At 53.3% G+C, this 17,712-nt stretch carries 15 protein-coding genes; 8 read left to right on the forward strand and 7 right to left on the reverse strand.

The annotated features are described in order from the left end of the window. Positions 1 to 93: 93 nt before the first annotated feature. On the forward strand, positions 94 to 1,347 hold the full coding sequence (gene glyA / locus D9741_RS13810; RefSeq protein WP_130214655.1) for a serine hydroxymethyltransferase: 1,254 nt from the start codon (positions 94 to 96) through the stop codon (positions 1,345 to 1,347). A gap of 197 nt (positions 1,348 to 1,544) precedes the next feature. Here the strand turns inward: glyA and D9741_RS13815 are convergent, their stop codons facing one another. Further along, entirely contained in the window at positions 1,545 to 2,738 is a 1,194-nt protein-coding gene (locus D9741_RS13815) for an ROK family protein (protein ID WP_130214653.1), read from the reverse strand. A gap of 117 nt (positions 2,739 to 2,855) precedes the next feature. Between D9741_RS13815 and D9741_RS13820 the strand changes: the two genes are divergently transcribed. The 6 genes from D9741_RS13820 (at position 2,856) to D9741_RS13845 (ending at position 11,785) form a co-directional block, all read left to right on the forward strand. Next, a complete protein-coding gene (locus D9741_RS13820) occupies positions 2,856 to 6,137 on the forward strand; it encodes a DUF5107 domain-containing protein (protein WP_130214651.1) in 3,282 nt (1,093 codons plus the stop codon). Positions 6,138 to 6,233: 96 nt separating this feature from the next. Further along, complete coding sequence (locus D9741_RS13825; protein WP_130214649.1) at positions 6,234 to 7,217, forward strand: substrate-binding domain-containing protein; 984 nt, start codon at positions 6,234 to 6,236, stop codon at positions 7,215 to 7,217. 22 nt (positions 7,218 to 7,239) lie between these two features. Then, on the forward strand, positions 7,240 to 8,751 hold the full coding sequence (locus D9741_RS13830; protein ID WP_130214647.1) for a sugar ABC transporter ATP-binding protein: 1,512 nt from the start codon (positions 7,240 to 7,242) through the stop codon (positions 8,749 to 8,751). A gap of 24 nt (positions 8,752 to 8,775) precedes the next feature. After that, complete coding sequence (locus D9741_RS13835) at positions 8,776 to 9,774, forward strand: ABC transporter permease (RefSeq protein ID WP_001276664.1); 999 nt, start codon at positions 8,776 to 8,778, stop codon at positions 9,772 to 9,774. A 32-nt stretch (positions 9,775 to 9,806) separates the two neighbouring features. Next, complete coding sequence (locus tag D9741_RS13840; RefSeq protein WP_000700812.1) at positions 9,807 to 10,901, forward strand: zinc-binding dehydrogenase; 1,095 nt, start codon at positions 9,807 to 9,809, stop codon at positions 10,899 to 10,901. Positions 10,902 to 10,912: 11 nt separating this feature from the next. Next, the gene (locus tag D9741_RS13845) at positions 10,913 to 11,785 is read left to right on the forward strand and encodes an aldose 1-epimerase (RefSeq protein ID WP_130214645.1); all 873 of its coding nucleotides are present in this window, start codon (positions 10,913 to 10,915) and stop codon (positions 11,783 to 11,785) included. 159 nt (positions 11,786 to 11,944) lie between these two features. Here D9741_RS13845 and D9741_RS13850 read toward each other — a convergent pair whose 3' ends face one another. The 6 genes from D9741_RS13850 to hcaE all read right to left on the reverse strand — a co-directional run bounded on the left by D9741_RS13850 (position 11,945) and on the right by hcaE (position 16,681). After that, positions 11,945 to 12,367, reverse strand: a complete 423-nt coding sequence (locus tag D9741_RS13850; RefSeq protein ID WP_001087245.1) for a DoxX family protein — start codon at positions 12,365 to 12,367, stop codon at positions 11,945 to 11,947. A 96-nt stretch (positions 12,368 to 12,463) separates the two neighbouring features. Beyond that, positions 12,464 to 13,666: a phenylpropionate dioxygenase ferredoxin reductase subunit gene (hcaD, locus tag D9741_RS13855; RefSeq protein WP_130214643.1), complete on the reverse strand. Its 1,203-nt coding sequence runs from the start codon at positions 13,664 to 13,666 to the stop codon at positions 12,464 to 12,466. Between the two features lie 9 nt (positions 13,667 to 13,675). Then, a complete protein-coding gene (gene hcaB / locus D9741_RS13860) occupies positions 13,676 to 14,488 on the reverse strand; it encodes a 3-phenylpropionate-dihydrodiol/cinnamic acid-dihydrodiol dehydrogenase (protein ID WP_130214641.1) in 813 nt (270 codons plus the stop codon). After that, positions 14,485 to 14,805, reverse strand: coding sequence for a bifunctional 3-phenylpropionate/cinnamic acid dioxygenase ferredoxin subunit (locus tag D9741_RS13865; protein WP_130214639.1), 321 nt, complete (start codon positions 14,803 to 14,805; stop codon positions 14,485 to 14,487). The genes hcaB and D9741_RS13865 overlap by 4 nt, the downstream gene beginning before the upstream one ends. After that, positions 14,805 to 15,323, reverse strand: coding sequence for a 3-phenylpropionate/cinnamic acid dioxygenase subunit beta (gene hcaF, locus D9741_RS13870; RefSeq protein ID WP_130214637.1), 519 nt, complete (start codon positions 15,321 to 15,323; stop codon positions 14,805 to 14,807). Before hcaF ends, D9741_RS13865 begins: the two co-directional genes overlap by 1 nt. Then, positions 15,320 to 16,681: a 3-phenylpropionate/cinnamic acid dioxygenase subunit alpha gene (hcaE, locus tag D9741_RS13875; protein ID WP_130214635.1), complete on the reverse strand. Its 1,362-nt coding sequence runs from the start codon at positions 16,679 to 16,681 to the stop codon at positions 15,320 to 15,322. The genes hcaF and hcaE overlap by 4 nt, the downstream gene beginning before the upstream one ends. A gap of 135 nt (positions 16,682 to 16,816) precedes the next feature. Between hcaE and hcaR the strand changes: the two genes are divergently transcribed. Next, a complete protein-coding gene (gene hcaR / locus D9741_RS13880) occupies positions 16,817 to 17,707 on the forward strand; it encodes a DNA-binding transcriptional regulator HcaR (protein WP_130214633.1) in 891 nt (296 codons plus the stop codon). Positions 17,708 to 17,712 lie beyond the last annotated feature (5 nt).

Raw genomic sequence — 17,712 nt, forward strand, 5'->3', positions numbered from 1 at the left:
CACAATGATTCGGTTATACTGTTCGCCGTTGTCCATCAGGACCGCCAAAATTAGGCGAAAAAATTTTATTGTTAGCTGAGTCAGGAGATGCGGATGTTAAAGCGTGAAATGAACATTGCCGATTATGATGCCGAACTGTGGCAGGCTATGGAGCAGGAAAAAGTACGTCAGGAAGAGCACATCGAACTGATCGCCTCCGAAAACTACACCAGCCCGCGCGTAATGCAGGCGCAGGGTTCTCAGCTGACCAACAAATATGCTGAAGGTTATCCGGGCAAGCGCTACTACGGCGGTTGCGAGTATGTTGATATTGTTGAACAACTGGCGATCGATCGTGCGAAAGAGCTGTTCGGCGCTGACTACGCTAACGTCCAGCCGCACTCCGGCTCCCAGGCTAACTTTGCGGTCTACACCGCGCTGCTGGAACCAGGTGATACCGTTCTGGGTATGAACCTGGCGCATGGCGGTCACCTGACTCACGGTTCTCCGGTTAACTTCTCCGGTAAACTGTACAACATCGTTCCTTACGGTATCGATTCAACTGGCCACATCGACTACGCAGATCTGGAAAAACAAGCCAAAGAACACAAGCCGAAAATGATCATCGGTGGTTTCTCTGCATATTCCGGCGTGGTTGACTGGGCGAAAATGCGTGAAATCGCTGACAGCATCGGTGCTTACCTGTTCGTTGATATGGCGCACGTTGCGGGCCTGGTTGCCGCTGGCGTCTATCCAAACCCGGTTCCTCATGCTCACGTAGTGACTACTACCACTCACAAAACCCTGGCGGGTCCGCGCGGCGGCCTGATCCTGGCAAAAGGCGGTAGCGAAGAACTGTACAAAAAACTGAACTCTGCCGTTTTCCCTGGTGGTCAGGGCGGTCCGCTGATGCACGTTATTGCGGGTAAAGCAGTAGCGCTGAAAGAAGCGATGGAGCCTGAGTTCAAAACTTACCAGCAGCAGGTCGCGAAAAACGCTAAAGCGATGGTAGAAGTGTTCCTGGAACGCGGCTACAAAGTGGTTTCCGGCGGTACTGATAACCACCTGTTCCTGGTTGATCTGGTTGATAAAAACCTGACCGGTAAAGAAGCAGACGCCGCTCTGGGCCGTGCCAACATCACCGTGAACAAAAACAGCGTACCAAACGATCCGAAGAGCCCGTTTGTAACTTCCGGTATTCGTGTAGGTACTCCGGCGATTACGCGTCGCGGCTTCAAAGAAGCAGAAGCGAAAGAACTGGCTGGCTGGATGTGTGACGTGCTGGACAGCATCAATGATGAAGCGGTTATCGAGCGCATCAAAGGTAAAGTTCTCGACATCTGCGCACGTTACCCGGTTTACGCGTAAGCGAAACGGTGATTTGCTGACAATGTGCTCGTTGTTCATGCCGGATGCGGCGTGAACGCCTTGTCCGGCCTACAAATTCTTGCAAATTCAATATATTGCAATCTTCGTGTAGGCCTGATAAGCGTAGCGCATCAGGCAATCTTACGTTTGTGATCATCAAGGCTTCCTTCGGGAAGCCTTGTTACGTTATCGCGCCGTCAAATCTGTCGTAACTGTGCCTCAACATACAAATAGCCAATTCCCAGCACCTGTTGTGCGCGGCTTAATTGCCCGAAGCCAATTTGCGTCGCTTTCACGCTCGGTCCTTCGTCGCGGTCGAACGGGTTAAATCCTGTCTGGCGAATAATGGTATTAAGCCAGTGTTCACCAAAGGCACAACTGCGACCATACAACCAAATCTGATTAATATTGAGGATGTTGAGGAAGTTATACAGACTCAAACCAATGGCATTGGCACTGCGGTCAACCCAGCTGGTGACCCACGGCTCTCCACTCTGCCAGGCAGCGATTAATTGCGCGGTAGTCAGTTTTTCTGGATCAAGTTGAGTATTGCCAGGTTGTGATTTTAGCCATACTCGCGCCTGTTTTTTTAATGCGCTTAACGAGGCGACGGTTTCCAGGCAGCCATAACGTCCACAGTCGCAGGCAACGCCATCGGGATTCACAATGGTGTGACCAATCTGCCCGCTGCCATACAAACTGCCGCGATAAATTTGTTCGTTAATCACAAACGACGAGCCAATGCCGTAATCAACGTTGATCACGCAGAAATCACGTCCCTGCGAATTATTTTGCCATTTCTCTGCCAGTGCCAGCATCACACAGTCATTATCGACCATCACCCGAATGCCCAGCTTCTCTTCCAGCAGATACTTCACCTCAACTGGCGTTGTCCACGGCGCTTGCGGCATGGTTTGCGATACGCCGGTCACCGGATCAACCTGCCCGTGAATTGCCAGCGCCAGGTTGATGGTACGGTCCGGCCACAGTTTGCGATGACGATGCCAGCATTTTTCGATTTCGGACAGCAGTGCCTGCGGTGTCGGTGCATCAATCTGAAAATATTCAAATTCGCCTTTCGGACTTAAACAAGCGTTAGCGACCTGGCACTCAATGCTGGTGGGCGTCACGTTCAGGCATAGCGTCCAGTCACCTTCCGGCGCAATCAGCCATGTGCCGCTGCTATGCCCACGCGTCTGGCTTTCATCGTCGATATTCACCACCCGCTTTTCGTTTTCCAGTTCCTGCAAAATATTACTGACCGCCGGAATTGAAATTTGCGCCAGCCGGGCCAGCGTCGACTTGTTGGCGCGCTTTTGCCGGTACAGCAGTTCCAGAATCACGCATTTGTTATGGTGGCGGATCTGTTGATTGTTAATGCAGGCTCTCATCTTCACTAAACCTTGTTTAGTTAATTGCGTGATTATTCCGCGAAAACATTGCCAGATTGTTCAATACACTGCCACAAATCTTTTAATTCAGTATGTCTTGTTAATATTGAGGGCACCATGACTCCAGTAAAAGTGTGGCAAGAGCGCGTTGAGATCCCGACCTATGAAACCGGTCCGCAGGATATACATCCCATGTTCCTGGAAAATCGCGTTTATCAGGGATCGTCCGGCGCGGTTTATCCCTATGGCGTGACCGATACGCTGAGCGAGCAGAAAACCCTGAAATCCTGGCAGGCGGTGTGGCTGGAAAACGACTACATCAAAGTGATGATCCTGCCGGAGCTGGGCGGTCGCGTGCATCGCGCATGGGATAAAGTGAAACAGCGCGATTTTGTCTATCACAATGAAGTCATTAAACCGGCGCTGGTGGGGCTGCTGGGGCCGTGGATTTCGGGCGGGATTGAGTTTAACTGGCCACAACACCATCGCCCGACCACCTTTATGCCCGTTGATTTCACCCTCGAAGCCCATGACGACGGCGCACAGACGGTGTGGGTCGGCGAAACGGAGCCGATGCATGGTTTACAGGTGATGACAGGTTTCACCCTGCGCCCTGACCGGGCGGCGCTGGAGATCGCCAGCCGCGTCTATAACGGCAACGCCACGCCGCGTCATTTCTTGTGGTGGGCCAACCCGGCAGTGAAAGGGGGTGAAGGGCATCAGAGCGTCTTCCCGCCGGATGTGACTGCGGTGTTTGATCACGGCAAACGGGCCGTCTCCGCTTTCCCCATCGCCACCGGCACTTACTACAAAGTGGACTACTCCGCTGGAGTGGACATTTCTCGCTATAAAAATGTGCCTGTTCCAACCTCATATATGGCCGAAAAATCGCAGTATGATTTTGTCGGCGCGTGGTGTCACGATGAAGATGGCGGTTTGCTGCACGTTGCCAACCACCATATTGCACCAGGTAAAAAACAGTGGAGTTGGGGACACAGTGAATTTGGCCAGGCGTGGGATAAGAGTCTGACCGACAATAACGGCCCGTATATCGAACTGATGACCGGTATTTTTGCCGATAACCAGCCCGATTTTACCTGGCTTGATGCTTACGAAGAGAAGCGTTTTGAGCAGTATTTCCTGCCTTATCATTCTCTGGGCATGGTGCAAAATGCCTCCCGCGATGCGGTGATAAAACTCCAGCGTAGCGAGCGGGGGATTGAGTGGGGGCTGTATGCCATCTCCCCGTTGAAAGGATACCGTCTGGCGATCCGCGAAATCGGCAAATGCAACGCGTTACTCGATGATGCCGTGACCCTGATGCCAGCGACCGCCATCCAGGGCGTGTTGCACGGTATCAATCCTGACAGACTGACCATCGAACTTTCCGATGCTGACGGCAATATTGTACTGAGTTATCAGGAACATCAGCCGCAAGAGTTGCCGTTGCCGGACGTTGCCAAAGCGCCACTGGCTGCACAAGACATTGCCAGTACAGATGAAGCCTGGTTTATCGGTCAGCATCTGGAGCAATATCATCACGCCAGTCGTTCACCGTTCGATTACTACCTGCGCGGCGTGGCGCTGGACCCGCTGGATTATCGCTGTAACCTGGCGCTGGCGATGCTGGAATATAACCGCGCAGATTTCCCGCAAGCGGTGGCGTATGCCAGTCAGGCGCTGAAACGCGCACATGCGCTGAACAAAAACCCGCAGTGTGGACAGGCAAGTTTGATTCGCGCCAGTGCTTACGAACGTCAGGGACAATATCAACAGGCCGAAGAGGATTTCTGGCGTGCGGTCTGGAGCGGCAATAGTAAAGCGGGCGGCTATTATGGTCTGGCACGGCTGGCGGCGCGCAATGGTAACTTCGACGCGGGTCTGGATTTTTGCCAACAAAGTCTTCGTGCCAGCCCAACCAACCAGGAAGTGCTTTGCCTGCATAACCTGCTGCTGGTGTTAAGTGGTCGTCAGGACAACGCGCGTTTGCAGCGCGAGAAACTGCTGCGTGATTATCCGCTGAACGCCACTCTGTGGTGGCTGAACTGGTTCGATGGTCGTAGCGAATCAGCCCTCGCGCAGTGGCGCGGTCTGTGTCAGGGACGCGACGTTAACGCCCTGATGACCGCCGGGCGACTGATTAACTGGGGAATGCCCGCCCTGGCGGCAGAGATGCTGAACGCACTGGACTGTCAGCGCACGCTGCCGCTTTATCTGCAGGCGAGTTTATTGCCGAAAGCCGAACGCGGCGAACTGGTCGCAAAAGCTATTGATGTCTTCCCGCAGTTTGTCCGTTTCCCGAATACGCTGGAAGAAGTGGCGGCGCTGGAGAGTATTGAAGAGTGCTGGTTTGCCCGTCATTTACTGGCCTGCTTCTATTACAACAAGCGTAGCTACAACAAAGCCATTACTTTATGGCTGCGTTGCGTAGAGATGTCACCGGAGTTTGCCGACGGCTGGCGCGGGTTGGCGATCCATGCGTGGAATAAGCAACACGATTATGAGCTGGCCGCGCGCTATCTTGATAATGCTTATCAGCTTGCGCCGCAGGATGCACGTCTGCTTTTCGAACGGGATTTGCTGGATAAGTTAAGCGGAGCCACACCGGAGAAACGACTGGCGCGTCTGGAAAATAATCTGGAAATTGCGCTGAAACGCGACGACATGACCGCAGAACTGCTCAATTTGTGGCATCTCACTGGTCAGGCCGACAAAGCGGCGGACATTCTCGCCACGCGCAAATTCCACCCGTGGGAAGGTGGGGAAGGGAAGGTCACCAGTCAGTTTATCCTTAACCAATTGTTACGCGCCTGGCAGCATCTTGATGCCAGACAGCCGCAGCAGGCCAGCGAACTGCTTCATGCCGCGTTGCATTATCCGGAGAATTTAAGCGAAGGCCGTTTACCGGGGCAAACTGACAACGACATCTGGTTCTGGCAGGCGATATGCGCCAAAGCCCTGGGCGATGAAACTGAAGCGACGCGTTGTTTACGTCTGGCGGCGACTGGCGATCGCACCATTAACATCCACAGTTATTACAACGATCAGCCGGTTGATTATCTCTTCTGGCAAGGAATGGCGCTGCGACTGCTGGGCGAACAACACACCGCACAGCAACTGTTTAGTGAAATGAAACAGTGGGCGCAAGAGATGGCGAAAACCAGTATCGAAGCGGATTTCTTTGCCGTCTCGCAACCTGACTTGTTGTCGCTGTATGGCGATTTACAACAGCAGCATAAAGAAAAATGCCTGATGGTGGCGATGCTGGCGGCCGCGGGACTAGGGGAGATTGCGCACTATGAATCTGCTCGCGCTGAATTGACGGCGATTAATCCGGCTTGGCCGAAAGCGGCATTATTCACCACCGTGATGCCTTTTATTTTTAACCGCGTTCACTAAACCCTATTAACTGTAATATTTGAGCGGCACGCGCTGCCGCTCACGCTCAAATAATTAAAATAAGCCGTTGTAAATAAAAACCCTACAGGAGGCACTATGCCTAAAAAAATGAGAACAACCCGTAATCTATTATTAATGGCTACGCTATTAGGTAGCGCACTATTTGCCAACGCTGCGGATAAAGAAATGACCATTGGTGCAATATACCTTGATACCCAGGGATATTACGCTGGAGTGCGTCAGGGCGTTCAGGATGCGGCAAAAGATTCTTCAGTACAGGTACAGTTAATTGAAACTAACGCCCAGGGCGATATTTCGAAAGAAAGTACTTTTGTAGATACCCTCGTGGCGCGTAATGTCGATGCCATTATTTTATCGGCAGTGTCTGAAAATGGCAGTAGCCGTACCGTTCGTCGCGCCAGTGAAGCGGGTATTCCGGTGATTTGCTACAACACCTGTATTAATCAAAAGGGTGTCGATAAATATGTCTCGGCATATCTGGTGGGTGACCCGCTGGAATTTGGTAAAAAGCTGGGTAACGCTGCCGCCGATTATTTTATTGCCAACAAAATTGACCAGCCGAAAATTGCCGTCATCAATTGCGAAGCCTTTGAAGTTTGTGTGCAACGACGTAAAGGGTTTGAAGAAGTATTAAAAGCCCGCGTTCCCGGCGCGCAAATTGTCGCTAATCAGGAAGGGACTGTTTTAGATAAAGCGATTTCTGTCGGTGAAAAACTGATTATCTCCACGCCAGATCTCAACGCCGTTATGGGGGAATCGGGCGGAGCGACACTCGGTGCGGTAAAAGCGGTGCGCAATCAAAATCAGGCCGGAAAAATTGCCGTTTTCGGTTCGGACATGACCACTGAAATTGCTCAGGAGCTGGAAAACAACCAGGTGCTGAAAGCGGTAGTGGATATTTCCGGTAAGAAAATGGGCAATGCTGTTTTCGCGCAAACATTGAAGGTTATCAATAAACAAGCCGACGGTGAAAAAGTGATTCAGGTGCCAATCGATCTTTATACCAAAACTGAAGACGGTAAACAGTGGCTGGCAACGCACGTTGATGGTCTGCCCTAATAGCTGATTCGCAGAGGTCCCTATGTTCACGGCAACAGAGGCAGTCCCGGTAGCAAAAGTGGTGGCAGGAAATAAGCGTTACCCCGGCGTCGTTGCGCTGGATAACGTTAACTTCACGCTCAATAAAGGCGAAGTTCGCGCGCTGTTAGGCAAAAACGGTGCGGGAAAATCGACCCTCATTCGAATGCTTACCGGTAGCGAACGTCCGGATAGCGGTGATATCTGGATTGGCGAGACGCGACTGGAAGGAGACGAAGCTACGCTGACTCGCCGTGCCGCTGAACTGGGAGTACGCGCGGTTTATCAGGAATTAAGTCTGGTGGAAGGGCTGACGGTGGCAGAAAACCTCTGCCTTGGTCAATGGCCTCGCCGCAACGGCATGATTGATTACCTGCAAATGGCGCAGGATGCCCAACGTTGCTTACAGGCGCTGGGCGTTGACGTTAGTCCTGAACAACTTGTTTCAACGCTAAGCCCGGCGCAAAAGCAACTGGTGGAAATTGCGCGGGTGATGAAGGGCGAGCCGCGCGTGGTCATCCTTGATGAACCCACCAGCTCGCTTGCCAGTGCGGAAGTTGAACTGGTGATCAGCGCCGTGAAAAAAATGTCGGCACTGGGCGTGGCGGTGATTTACGTCAGCCACAGGATGGAGGAAATCCGCCGTATCGCTTCCTGTGCCACCGTCATGCGCGACGGGCAGGTGGCGGGCGATGTGATGCTCGAAAACACCTCAACTCGCCATATTGTGTCGTTGATGCTCGGGCGCGATCACGTTGATATTGCACCGGTTGCAGCTCAGGAGATTGCGGACCAGACCGTACTGGAAGTTCGCGCGTTACGCCACAGACCAAAACTTACAGAGATCAGTTTTTCCCTGCGTCGTGGCGAAGTGCTCGGCATTGCTGGCCTGCTGGGGGCCGGGCGCAGTGAATTGCTGAAAGCGATAGTTGGGCTGGAAGCGTATGAACAGGGCGAAATTGTTATCAACGGCGAGAAAATCACGCGCCCCGATTACGGCGACATGCTGAAACGCGGCATTGGCTATACGCCAGAAAACCGCAAAGAAGCGGGGATCATTCCCTGGCTGGGCGTTGACGAAAATACAGTGCTGACCAATCGGCAAAAAATCAGCGCCAACGGTGTACTGCAATGGTCCACCATCCGCCGCCTGACCGAAGAGGTGATGCAGCGGATGACGGTCAAGGCTGCCAGTAGCGAAACACCCATCGGCACGCTTTCTGGCGGCAATCAGCAAAAAGTGGTGATCGGTCGTTGGGTCTATGCCGCCAGCCAGATTTTGTTGCTCGACGAGCCAACGCGCGGCGTCGATATCGAAGCCAAACAGCAGATTTACCGTATTGTCCGCGAGCTGGCTGCCGAAGGAAAAAGCGTGGTGTTTATCTCCAGTGAAGTGGAGGAGTTACCGCTGGTGTGCGACCGCATTCTGTTGTTACAGCACGGTACGTTCTCGCAGGAGTTTCACTCTCCAGTCAATGTGGATGAGCTGATGTCCGCCATTCTGTCTGTGCACTGATGAATTTTACCGAGGAACCTGAAGATGTCTGCTTCGTCATTACCATTGCCGCAGGGCAAGAGCGTCTCGCTCAAACAATTTGTCAGTCGCCATATTAATGAGATCGGTTTGCTGGTGGTGATTGCCATTTTGTATCTGGTCTTCTCCCTGAACGCGCCTGGCTTTATCTCATTGAATAACCAAATGAACGTGCTGCGCGATGCCGCTACCATTGGGATCGCCGCCTGGGCGATGACGCTGATTATTATCTCCGGGGAAATTGATGTCAGCGTTGGGCCGATGGTGGCTTTTGTCTCGGTGTGCCTGGCATTTTTGCTGCAATTTGAAGTTCCGCTGGCGATTGCTTGTCTGCTGGTGTTGCTGTTAGGCGCGCTGATGGGAACGCTGGCCGGAGTGCTGCGCGGTGTGTTTAACGTACCAAGTTTCGTTGCCACGCTGGGGCTGTGGAGCGCCCTGCGCGGAATGGGGCTGTTTATGACTAACGCCCTGCCAGTGCCGATTGACGAAAACGAGGTACTGGACTGGCTGGGTGGACAATTTCTCGGAGTGCCGGTATCCGCGCTGATCATGATGGTGTTGTTTGCGCTGTTTGTGTTCATCAGTCGTAAAACCGCTTTCGGGCGCTCGGTTTTTGCTGTTGGCGGTAATGCTACGGCGGCGCAGTTGTGCGGCATCAACGTTCGTCGGGTGCGCATTCTTATCTTTACCCTTTCGGGATTATTAGCGGCGGTGACTGGCATTTTGCTGGCGGCGCGCCTCGGTTCTGGTAACGCAGGTGCGGCAAACGGTCTGGAGTTTGACGTCATCGCCGCGGTCGTGGTCGGCGGTACGGCACTTTCCGGCGGTCGCGGTTCCCTGTTCGGTACATTGCTTGGTGTGCTGGTGATTACACTAATCGGTAACGGTCTGGTATTGCTCGGGATTAACTCTTTTTTCCAGCAGGTGGTACGCGGCGTCATCATCGTGGTGGCAGTCCTGGCGAATATCTTGCTGACCCAGCGAAGCAGTAAAGCGAAACGCTAAACCTTAACGCCCCTGGCGCGGGTGCGGCAGGGATGAAAATTAATCGTATTGTTAATGAGGGATTTATGAAAACGATGCTGGCAGCTTATTTACCAGGAAATTCGACCGTCGATCTGCGGGAAGTTGCGGTGCCGACGCCGGGGATTAACCAGGTGCTGATCAAAATGAAATCCTCCGGGATTTGCGGAAGCGATGTCCACTATATCTACCATCAACACCGCGCCACGGCGGCGGCGCCCGATAAACCGTTATACCAGGGCTTTATCAACGGTCATGAGCCGTGCGGGCAAATTGTGGCGATGGGGCAAGGCTGTCGCCATTTTAAAGAGGGTGATCGCGTGCTGGTGTATCACATTTCTGGCTGTGGTTTTTGCCCGAACTGCCGCCGCGGCTTTCCTATCTCTTGTACTGGCAAAGGAAAAGCGGCTTACGGCTGGCAGCGTGACGGCGGTCATGCCGAATATCTGCTGGCGGAAGAAAAAGATCTGATCCTCCTGCCGGATGCGCTGAGCTACGAAGATGGTGCGTTTATCAGTTGCGGCGTTGGCACGGCCTATGAAGGGATTTTGCGCGGCGAAGTTTCCGGCAGTGATAACGTGCTGGTGGTCGGTCTGGGGCCGGTCGGCATGATGGCGATGATGCTGGCGAAAGGTCGCGGTGCAAAACGGATCATCGGCGTTGATATGCTGCCGGAACGTCTGGCGATGGCAAAACAGTTAGGAGTGATGGATCACGGGTATTTAGCGACCACCGAAGGTCTGCCGCAGATAATCGCCGAACTTACCCACGGTGGCGCGGATGTTGCGCTCGATTGTTCCGGTAATGCTGCAGGTCGCTTGCTGGCACTGCAATCCACCGCTGACTGGGGGCGGGTGGTTTACATTGGTGAAACCGGAAAAGTGGAATTCGAGGTCAGCGCCGATCTGATGCACCATCAACGGCGGATTATTGGCTCCTGGGTGACCAGTCTGTTCCATATGGAAAAATGCGCCCACGATTTGACTGACTGGAAACTGTGGCCGCGTAACGCTATTACCCACCGCTTCACGCTGGAACAGGCAGGTGATGCCTATGCGCTGATGGCGAGCGGCAAATGCGGGAAAGTTGTGATTAACTTCCCGGATTAAGGAGTTAGCGGATGACCATCTATACCTTATCTCACGGGCCGCTAAAGCTGGATGTCTCTGACCAGGGCGGCGTAATCGAAGGCTTCTGGCGCGATACGACGCCGCTGCTACGTCCTGGTAAAAAAAGCGGTGTGGCAACCGATGCCTCTTGTTTTCCGCTGGTGCCATTTGCAAACCGGGTGAGCGGCAACCGTTTTGTCTGGCAGGGGCGTGAGTATCAACTGCAACCGAATGTTGAGTGGGATGCGCACTATCTACACGGCGATGGCTGGTTGGGCGAGTGGCAATGTGTCTCGCACAGCGATGATAGTTTGTGTCTGGTGTATGAACATCGCAGCGGTGTCTATCACTATCGGGTAAGTCAGGCGTTTCATTTAACGGCGGATACGCTGACGGTGACGCTCGCTGTCACCAATCAAGGGGCAGAGACGCTGCCATTTGGTACCGGCTGGCATCCTTATTTTCCGTTGTCGCCGCAAACGCGGATTCAGGCACAGGCGAGCGGTTACTGGCTGGAGCGGGAGCAGTGGCTGGCGGGTGAGTTTTGCGAGCAGCTACCGCAGGAACTGGATTTCAACCAGCACGCGCCGTTGCCGCGCCAGTGGGTGAACAATGGTTTTGCCGGATGGAATGGTCAGGCCCGCATCGAGCAGCCGCAGGAGGGTTACGCCGTCATCATGGAAACGACGCCGCCTGCGCCGTGCTATTTCATCTTTGTCTCCGATCCCGCGTTTGATAAAGGGTATGCGTTTGATTTCTTCTGTCTGGAGCCGATGAGCCATGCGCCGGATGACCATCATCGCCCGGAAGGGGGGGACCTCATTGCGCTTGCACCAGGGGAATCAACAACCTCAGAGATGTCGTTGCGGGTAGAGTGGCTGTAATTTATAAAATGCCGGATGCACAGGCCTACAGGGTAATTTCGATTTTGTAGCACTCGGCGCACCATGCCTGATGCGACGCTTGCCGCGTCTTATCAGGCCTACAATTGGTGTTGGAGCGGTCGGCCGGATAAGGCGTTCACGCCGCATCCGGCATCTTTCCTAACGCCGATCGAGAGAAATTGCCCCCGGCCCGGTAATTGCCAGCAGCAGGAATGCGCCAGCAATGCTGATATTCTTCCAGAAATTAATCATATTTGGCCCAACCGCATCGCCAGTCATATCCCAGTAATGATGACCAATCACCGCCGTTCCCAGCGTGTAGAAAATAAACAGCACCGCCAGCGGACGGGTGAAAAAGCCAAGTATGATTAATATCGCGGCGGGTACTTCCATAATCACCGCAATAACTGCCGCCAGCATCGGCATCGGTGCGCCCAGCGAGGCCATATATTGTACCGTTCCATCAAAGCCCATCATTTTGGGAAAACCAAAAATAATGAAAATTAAGATGACGGCGATACGGGCAATTAATAACAAAACGGGGCGGGCAGCACCAAAATCAAAATAACGTAGTGAGTTCATAACCAATCCCTTTGCAAGATAATGTGATTTAAACGTAATACACACTCTTGCACCTCGCCACGCCCCAGGCGTTGAGATATTCGCTAATTATCCTGGTTACAGTGATTTAAGGGCGATGTTCTCATCTGTCAGCCGTTTCGCATCAAACGTTTTACCGCTCTGGATCCATTTGCGGATTGGGCGAATCTCACGTCCCTGATTCAGCGTTACCGCGCCGATAAGCACACCGCTTTGCAGATTAAACCAAATCGCTTTCTGGGCTTCCGGGTTGCCACGACAAATCCAGTCATCGCCACGCATATTGCCAATAAACTGTAAGTTATCACTGTACTGATCGCTCCAGAACCACGGTGGCGGCAGTAGCGGAAGCGGTAGCCCCAGCATTGCGGCTGCGGCAATTTGCGCCTGGTTATTGGCGTTTTCCCAGCTTTCGCAGCGGTGCAGCAGACCATTATCAAGACGAGTGATTGCCACATCGCCACCGGCAAAGATCGCGGGATCGCTGGTGCGGCAAGCCTCGTCAATGACAATACCATTTACCGTATCAAGGTTGGCCTCACGTGCCAGGCGGTCGTTGGCGCTGATACCAATACCGTAAATCACTACATCGGCCTGAAGCGTTTCGCCGTTTTGCAACGTCAGCTCTACTTTCTCACCATCGACCACATGCTCAATGGCATTGTTGAGCAAGACGCGCACGCCAGCCTGCTGATGGCGCTGCAAAAGATAGCGTTGCACGGGCGGCGGCGCATTGCGGCCCATGACGGTTGCTGCCAGTTCAATCACTGTCACCTTACAACCGCGCTGCGTGGCGCTGGCAGCCAGTTCCAGACCAATAGTTCCGGCACCGACAATCACTACTGACCGTTCAGCTTGTAGTGCTTCCCGTAGTCTGGCGGCATCACCGGCATGGCGCAGGGTAAAGCAGCGTTCTCCCAGTGCATCAAGTAACGGCAGTGGTCGGGCTGCCGCGCCGGTTGCTATAAAAAGCTGATCCCAGTGCCAGCTTTCGCCGTTGGCTAACACTAACTGCCGTGTGTCGCGTCCCAATGTTTTGATGGTTACGCCAGAATGCAGATGAACGTTGTTTTCCTGCCACCAGATAGCGGGTAACACGGGCTGCAAGTGCGGGGAATCCTCCAGTAACATGGTTTTCGAGAGCGGTGGTCGTTCATAAGGAAGATGTTGCTCATCGGAAAACAGGTGCAGCTCACCAGTGAATCCTTGTTGGCGTAGCGAGGCCGCAAACATTGCCGCCGCTTGCCCGCCACCGACAATAATGATCGTTTTTTCTTTCATTTCACGTCCTTAAAGATCCAGCCCAGCCGCTACGTGGCGAATTCCGCGAATGGCTAAACCGGCATCGGCGTTGATCATCACCCCACTTAATGCACGATTATTGCGCCGCGATGCCAACATCACATACGGACCCGTAAAATCCGCCGGTTGCGGGAAAAATTGCAGCGGTAAAATGGCGGCAATTTTCTCCGGCGTCAGAGACTGCATTATCGATGTTTCACTTTGCCCCAACGCCTGTGGGCCGCGCAGATCGCTGGCCATACCGCACGGGCCGACGCCATTCACCCGCACTTTCGGTGCCAGTTCATAAGCCAGTTGGCGAATAAGCCCGGTTGCGGCATGTTTACTGGCGGTGTACAGCGGGCCACCGCCGCCGGGGTACCAGGCGGCATTTGACAGTGTGAAAATTATGCTGCCTTCACTGGCGATTAACGCCAGAGCGCAGGCTTTTGCGCCCAGCAGATAACCGAGTACGTTGATGTTAAACAGTTCATGGAAGCCGGTTTCCAGCGCCTCCGCCGGGGTATTAACCAGTGAGGCATTGTGATCCCAGATGCCCGCATTGCCGATAAAACAATCCAGCTTGCCGGAACGGGTCAGGATCTGATCGACCGCGCGTTGATAATCGGCATAACAGGTCACGTTACCTTCCACCGCCAGAATATGTTCGCCAAATCGCTGACGCAGACTGGCGACCTTTGACGCCGACAGTTCCAGCGTGGCAACCTGCGCGCCTTCCTCGATAAATCGCTCGACCAGCGCCAGGCCTAATCCCGAGCCGCCGCCGGTAATAAAAATGGATTCGTTATGCAGATCGCTCATGGCTGCGCCCCCGGTAAGTCGATGAAGATGTCACCACCTTCAACGTGTACTGGATAAGTGGTTAGCGGATCGGTGGCGGGCAGGCATAACGCTTTCCCCGTTTTCAGGCAAAAACTGGCGGCGTGCAGTGGGCATTCCACCGTTGCGTCATCTTCCAGATACCCTTCTGACATCGACGCATTACCATGGCTGCAACGATCGTTAATGGCATAAAACTCGCCGCCGACGTTGAACAGGGCGATGACGGGCGAGGTATCGATCCGGAGAGCCTCACCCTCCGGCACATCCGCAACGGGACACGCATAAATTCGATTCATCAGAACAGTACACTCAGGTTATGGGAGGAGATGACCGCTTGATCCAGGACGATATCCCGTTCCAGCAAGCGCCAGTTCCCGTCTTCCAGACGGCGAACTTTGTCGAAACGCGTTCCAACATAGAACGTTTCATCGCGCTCTTTTTGAGCCCGGTAGAGCAAATAATTCACCCGCACGGCAAATACGTTTGGTATGTCGGTTTCGCTTACCTGGCAGTTGCTGATTAAGTGGCGGGTGCGTGACGGCGGTTCTTCCGCCCAGGCCATGCCCGTTTCCAGACGGGCGATTCGCCGCTCCAGCTGGTCTTTGGTGTCATTAAAAATCCAGGTTGTCGGCGGCTGGACGCCTTTGCGGCGGTCGCGTGTTTGCGCGTTAACTGTGGTGCGCATGGTGTAACGAATCTCTTCGTCGAGCTGCGCCAGCCAGTCACGAAATTTCCAGTCATCCAGTAAACTGGCTTCGTGAAAGAGAAACTGACTGATACGGTGATGTAACTCCAGCGAAACTATGGCACTCATTTCATCACCTCCTGCTGGTAAGCGGCGGTTTTATCGAGCACGTCCTGCCAGCTTTCGCTGCTCAGGAGATCGGCCCAGCGTTGGTACATTCCACGTGCGGCCGTTTCTGAGAAGATATAGTTAGTAATACCTGGAATGCCGTCGTCGCGACGTTTTTCCTGACCGAGCCCCATCTCCAGACACAGTTTGCTGTTGCGAGCGCGGTGGCCTTTCAGCAGTTTCTGGATTTCACACCAGTTCTCCGAGTCATCCTGCTCGAGAAAACCAGCCGGACCAAAAGCGCGGGTGGCGCTGTTTTCAAAAGCGGCTTTAACTTCATCGGAGGCGGCTTTGTCGGTGATACAGAACGCCCACACTTCTACCTGGTCGGGGCCGCGCGGATGCCAGACGCGGAGCGTGGCAGTGCCGTTGAGCCAGGAGAGTGTCGGGAAGATGTTGTTATGACCTGCCAGGCGCAGGGCGCGAACTTCACCTAAACGTTGTTCCGCCTCGGCGTAGGTTTCGCGGTAATAGCTGGAAACTGCGCCATCAACCCAGACATTAGCATCCGGTTTTTCAGTAAAGAAGAAGCCGCTGCCGTGACCGTCCTGACCAAATTGCAGGGCATCTTTAGCGGTTTCCCATACCGGGCGAGCGGTTTGTCCATCGCCGAGGCGTTTATCACTGCCATCATCTTTTGCTCCTAATACCTGAACGGCAGAAGCGTGGCTGAACAGAGCGTGATATTGGTCGCTGGCGAATTGCTCCGCCGGGAATTTCCAGTTGCAGTTGATAACCCATTTCTGTACACCGCCGACAATTTCGGTGCCGCCTTCGCGACGATCCAGCATGCCATCCAGATACCAGGCAATGTCACCCAGGTAATCACGCAGGCCCGGTGCGCTGGTATCCCAGTTGCCAAAAATCAGCCCTTTATAACTCTCCACACAAGGAACTTCGTTTAACCCCCAGTGGGATTTACATAATCCTTGTGGGTAGGCGCGAGGTTCCAGCGGTACGTCGATCAATTCGCCGTTAATACCGTAAGACCAGCCGTGATACGGGCAGGTAAAGGCGCGAGTGTTGCCGCAATCTGCATAACTCACACGCATGGCCCGGTGGCGGCATTGGTTGAGAAACGCCTTGATGCTGCCGTCTTTCTGGCGCACCACGACAACCGCATCTTCTCCCATGTAGGTGTTAAAGAAATCACCAGGTTTTGGGATCTGGCTTTCGTGGGCGAGAAATAGCCAGCAACGACCGAAAATGCGCTCAAGCTCCAGTTGGTAAATGTCCGGGTCGGTATAAATACGCGGAGTGACCCGACCGTTTTGGGTGTCAATCAGTTGGTAAATGTTCAAATCTGAGGGTGTGGTCATATTTTTTAATCCTGAAAGATAAGATGTATTGACCTTCTATTTTTGTGCCATAAGGATGTTGCTGGTTGGTTGCTGATATGTGAAATAGTTAATTTCTACCAACTGAGACGTTTTTTCGATAACAAGGGGAAGGTGATGGAACTACGGCATTTACGCTATTTCGTCGCAGTAGCTCAGGCGCTGAACTTCACTCGTGCGGCGGAAAAACTGCATACATCACAACCTTCGTTAAGCAGCCAGATCCGCGATCTCGAAAACTGTGTCGGTGTTCCGTTACTGGTGAGGGATAAGCGCAAAGTCGCGTTGACGGCGGCGGGAGAATGTTTTCTCCAGGACGCGCAGGCGATTCTCGAACAAGCGGAAAATGCCAAACAACGGGCGCGGAAAATTGTTCAGGAAGATAAGCATTTGACTATCGGTTTTGTGCCATCGGCGGAAGTGAATTTACTGCCAAAAGTATTGCCCATGTTCCGACTGAAGCAGCCAGAAACCTTGATTGAGCTGGTGAGTTTAATTACCACGGAACAGGAAGAAAAAATTCGCCGTGGTGAACTGGACGTCGGCTTAATGCGCCATCCTGTTTATAGCCCGGAGATTGATTATCTGGAACTTTTTGACGAACCATTAGTGGTGGTGTTGCCGGTTGATCATCCTTTAGCACAAGAAAAAGAGATCACCGCCGCGCAGCTTAATGGCGTTAATTTCGTCAGTACCGATCCGGCGTATTCCGGCTCGCTTGCACCGATTGTTAAAACCTGGTTTGCGCAAGAAAACAGCCAGCCAAATATTGTGCAGGTGGCAACTAATATTCTGGTGACCATGAATCTGGTGGGGATGGGGTTGGGCGTCACTTTGATACCCGGTTATATGAATAATTTTAATACCGGGCAGGTTGTTTTTCGGCCAATTGCCGGAAATGTGCCTTCCATTGCTTTACTGATGGCGTGGAAGAAAGGGGGGATGAAACCGGCGTTACGTGATTTCATCGCCATTGTGCAGGAACGTTTGGCAAGCGTAACGGCATAATTACG

This window comes from Escherichia sp. E14V7 (assembly GCF_004212225.1).
GTDB lineage: Bacteria > Pseudomonadota > Gammaproteobacteria > Enterobacterales > Enterobacteriaceae > Escherichia.

Excerpts from the sequence above, each read along its gene's own strand:
- hcaF (WP_130214637.1), bottom strand. The coding sequence starts at position 15,323 with ATGAGTGCCATAGTTTCGCTGGAGTTACATCACCGTATCAGTCAGTTT.
- hcaE (WP_130214635.1), bottom strand. The coding sequence starts at position 16,681 with ATGACCACACCCTCAGATTTGAACATTTACCAACTGATTGACACCCAA.
- D9741_RS13815 (WP_130214653.1), bottom strand. The coding sequence starts at position 2,738 with ATGAGAGCCTGCATTAACAATCAACAGATCCGCCACCATAACAAATGC.
- D9741_RS13845 (WP_130214645.1), top strand. The coding sequence starts at position 10,913 with ATGACCATCTATACCTTATCTCACGGGCCGCTAAAGCTGGATGTCTCT.
- glyA (WP_130214655.1), top strand. The coding sequence starts at position 94 with ATGTTAAAGCGTGAAATGAACATTGCCGATTATGATGCCGAACTGTGG.
- hcaR (WP_130214633.1), top strand. The coding sequence starts at position 16,817 with ATGGAACTACGGCATTTACGCTATTTCGTCGCAGTAGCTCAGGCGCTG.
- D9741_RS13830 (WP_130214647.1), top strand. The coding sequence starts at position 7,240 with ATGTTCACGGCAACAGAGGCAGTCCCGGTAGCAAAAGTGGTGGCAGGA.
- D9741_RS13850 (WP_001087245.1), bottom strand. The coding sequence starts at position 12,367 with ATGAACTCACTACGTTATTTTGATTTTGGTGCTGCCCGCCCCGTTTTG.
- hcaD (WP_130214643.1), bottom strand. The coding sequence starts at position 13,666 with ATGAAAGAAAAAACGATCATTATTGTCGGTGGCGGGCAAGCGGCGGCA.
- D9741_RS13840 (WP_000700812.1), top strand. The coding sequence starts at position 9,807 with ATGAAAATTAATCGTATTGTTAATGAGGGATTTATGAAAACGATGCTG.
- D9741_RS13835 (WP_001276664.1), top strand. The coding sequence starts at position 8,776 with ATGTCTGCTTCGTCATTACCATTGCCGCAGGGCAAGAGCGTCTCGCTC.
- D9741_RS13865 (WP_130214639.1), bottom strand. The coding sequence starts at position 14,805 with ATGAATCGAATTTATGCGTGTCCCGTTGCGGATGTGCCGGAGGGTGAG.
- hcaB (WP_130214641.1), bottom strand. The coding sequence starts at position 14,488 with ATGAGCGATCTGCATAACGAATCCATTTTTATTACCGGCGGCGGCTCG.
- D9741_RS13820 (WP_130214651.1), top strand. The coding sequence starts at position 2,856 with ATGACTCCAGTAAAAGTGTGGCAAGAGCGCGTTGAGATCCCGACCTAT.
- D9741_RS13825 (WP_130214649.1), top strand. The coding sequence starts at position 6,234 with ATGCCTAAAAAAATGAGAACAACCCGTAATCTATTATTAATGGCTACG.